At 71.9% G+C, this 2,169-nt stretch carries 4 protein-coding genes; 2 read left to right on the top strand and 2 right to left on the bottom strand.

Annotated features, from left to right (window positions below):
• The first annotated feature begins 89 nt into the window (after positions 1–89).
• A complete protein-coding gene (locus AB0G02_RS36365) occupies positions 90–608 on the top strand; it encodes a DUF4240 domain-containing protein (RefSeq protein ID WP_360803878.1) in 519 nt (172 codons plus the stop codon).
• A 17-nt stretch (positions 609–625) separates the two neighbouring features.
• Positions 626–1,000 (top strand): PH domain-containing protein, encoded by a 375-nt coding sequence (locus tag AB0G02_RS36360; RefSeq protein WP_360803876.1) that lies wholly within the window; start codon positions 626–628, stop codon positions 998–1,000.
• A 114-nt stretch (positions 1,001–1,114) separates the two neighbouring features.
• Here AB0G02_RS36360 and AB0G02_RS36355 read toward each other — a convergent pair whose 3' ends face one another.
• Positions 1,115–1,459 carry a hypothetical protein gene (locus AB0G02_RS36355; RefSeq protein WP_360803873.1) on the bottom strand — a complete coding sequence of 115 codons (345 nt, stop codon included), beginning with the start codon at positions 1,457–1,459 and terminating at the stop codon, positions 1,115–1,117.
• Positions 1,456–2,169: NUDIX domain-containing protein (locus tag AB0G02_RS36350; protein ID WP_360803870.1), on the bottom strand; the 714-nt coding region annotated here is incomplete at its 5' end. The genes AB0G02_RS36355 and AB0G02_RS36350, both read right to left, overlap by 4 nt.

Here is a 2,169-nt window from a genome sequence, read left to right as displayed (position 1 = left end):
CCCGGCACGGCGGTCGCCGGGCGGCGTCGGGGACCCCGGCACGGCACCGCGTGCCGGGGATTGTCGGACCCCGTTGTTACCGTCGCCGCATGATCACACCGACCGCTGCCGAGGAAGCCCGCTTCTGGGCGCTGCTGGAAGACGCGTGGGCCGGGCTCGGTCCCGGGCCGAACGAGGTGCGGGCCGCCCTGGCCAAGCGCGACGTGTCCGCCGAGGCGTTCGAGGAGGCCGCCGAGCTGGAGGAGCACCTCGACCGGGTGCTGGAGGCGTTGGCCGGTGCGTGCGCCGGGCTGTCGAGCGAGGAGCTGACCGCGCTGGACCGGGTGGCCGAGCGCAAGCTCTACGAGATCGACCGGGCCGACGTGCAGCAGGTCACCGACGGCTCGGACGACGGCTTCCTGTACGCGCGCGGCTTCATCCTCGCCCTGGGCCGGGACTTCTACGAGGCCGTGGCCCGCGACCCGCGGGTGGCGGTGACGGACGCGGAGTGCGAGGCGTTCTGCTACTTCTTCGCGCGGCTGCACGCCGAGCGGTTCGGGGATCACCCGGAGACGGGGTCGGGGATCTCCCGGGAATCGGTCTCGAACCCGGCGGGCTGGCCCCGGTAGCCGGTACCGTCGGACGGGTGATCGACTTCGAGAAGCAGTCCGTCTTCAAGCTGGCGCCGTGCCGGCCGGAGGACATCGCGTCGCAGGTGTCACCGATCCTGATCCAGGGCGAGCACATCGTGTCGAGCTTCAAGACGGTGCGCGACTTCGTGGTGTTCACGAACAAGCGGGTCATCGCGGTGAACGTCCAGGGCATGACCGGCCGCAAGAAGGACTTCACGTCGCTGCCCTACAGCCGGGTGCAGGCGTTCTCCATCGAGACGGCGGGCACGTTCGACATGGACGCCGAGCTGGACCTGTGGTTCAGCGGCCTGGGCCGGGTGCGGCTGGAGTTCAAGGGCCACGCCGACGTGCGGTTGCTCGGCCAGATGATCGCGACGTTCATCCTGTAGCCGGACCGGCCCACCCGGCGGCGCCCCCGGAGTCGCGCGCCCGCGCCCGGCCGTGCCGCCGGGTCGGGTCGCGACCGCGCAGGTGCGACGATCCGGGTGTTCCGGACGAACCGGTCACGAGTCCGGTGACGCCGAGTTCCACACCGCTTCGAACATCTCCCGGGGGATCGGCTTGACCGGGTCGTCGTGCGGGTCGATCGGCTCGTCCGTGAGCCCGCCGTACGGGTCTTCGAGCAGCCGCCACGAGTAGCGGTGCATCCCGCCGGCCGAGGGCAGCTCGATCTGCCGGATCGCGATCAGCTCGCCCTCGTGCTCCACGGTCTCGTAGAGCGCCCGCGCGCCCTCGTCGACCCAGCCCTCGGCGTCCACGAACTCGAAGCACGTCCGCGGCCGGTCCGACTCCTCCAGTGCCCGGTAGAAGGCGACGACGTCGTCCACCCGGCCCGAGATGCCGATCATCGGACCGAACGGGTCGTGCCGTCCCACCCGACCAGCGCGCCGGGCAGCACCTCGGCCAGCTGGGCCGGGTACACCGTCGCGTCGGTCGACGCCAGCTCTTCCAGCGACCACCACCGGTGCCGGCGGATGGTCTGCTGCTCGATCTCGTTGAACCGCGAGGTGTCCACGTCGATCCCGTCCACCTTTCCGACGAAGAACCACTCGACCGCCGCGTAGTTCAAGCCGTCGAAGGCGAACACGGCGTGCCGCTTCCACACCGGACCGATCAGCTGGTCGTCGGGGACCGTCGCTCCGGTCTCCTCGAACAGCTCGCGCACCGCGGCGGTCCGGACGTCCTCCCCCGGCTCGACCCCGCCGCCGACGGTGAACCAGAACAGCTCGTCCGGTCGGCCGGGGTCGAAGCCCTCGAACAACAGCACCCGGTCCTCGGCGTCCAGCAGCACGACCCGCGCCGACACGCGCTGGGTCAACGCGGACGCCTCGGCGTCGCCGCCGGGTTCGGCGATCTCGAAGTAGGACGGCGTCGGCGCGGTGCCCGCGAGCCGCAGCCACCGCACGGACCGCCGCCGGCGCAGCGCCAACGTGTCGCGCACGGCGTCGTTGTGCACCCGCCTGGCCAGCACGACCCGCTGCTCGGCGTCGGACAGCTCGGCCGCCAGCGCGGGCTCCAGCACCGACCGGTCGAGGCCTTCCAGCAGCGCCGAGAGCCG

It is taken from the genome of Actinosynnema sp. NPDC023658 (assembly GCF_040639995.1).
Taxonomy (GTDB): Bacteria; Actinomycetota; Actinomycetes; order Mycobacteriales; family Pseudonocardiaceae; genus Actinosynnema.
The sequence above is the reverse complement of the archived record's forward strand: the minus strand, read 5'-3'. Positions and strand labels throughout refer to the sequence as shown.

Excerpts from the sequence above, each read along its gene's own strand:
- AB0G02_RS36365 (WP_360803878.1), top strand. The coding sequence starts at position 90 with ATGATCACACCGACCGCTGCCGAGGAAGCCCGCTTCTGGGCGCTGCTG.
- AB0G02_RS36355 (WP_360803873.1), bottom strand. The coding sequence starts at position 1,459 with ATGATCGGCATCTCGGGCCGGGTGGACGACGTCGTCGCCTTCTACCGG.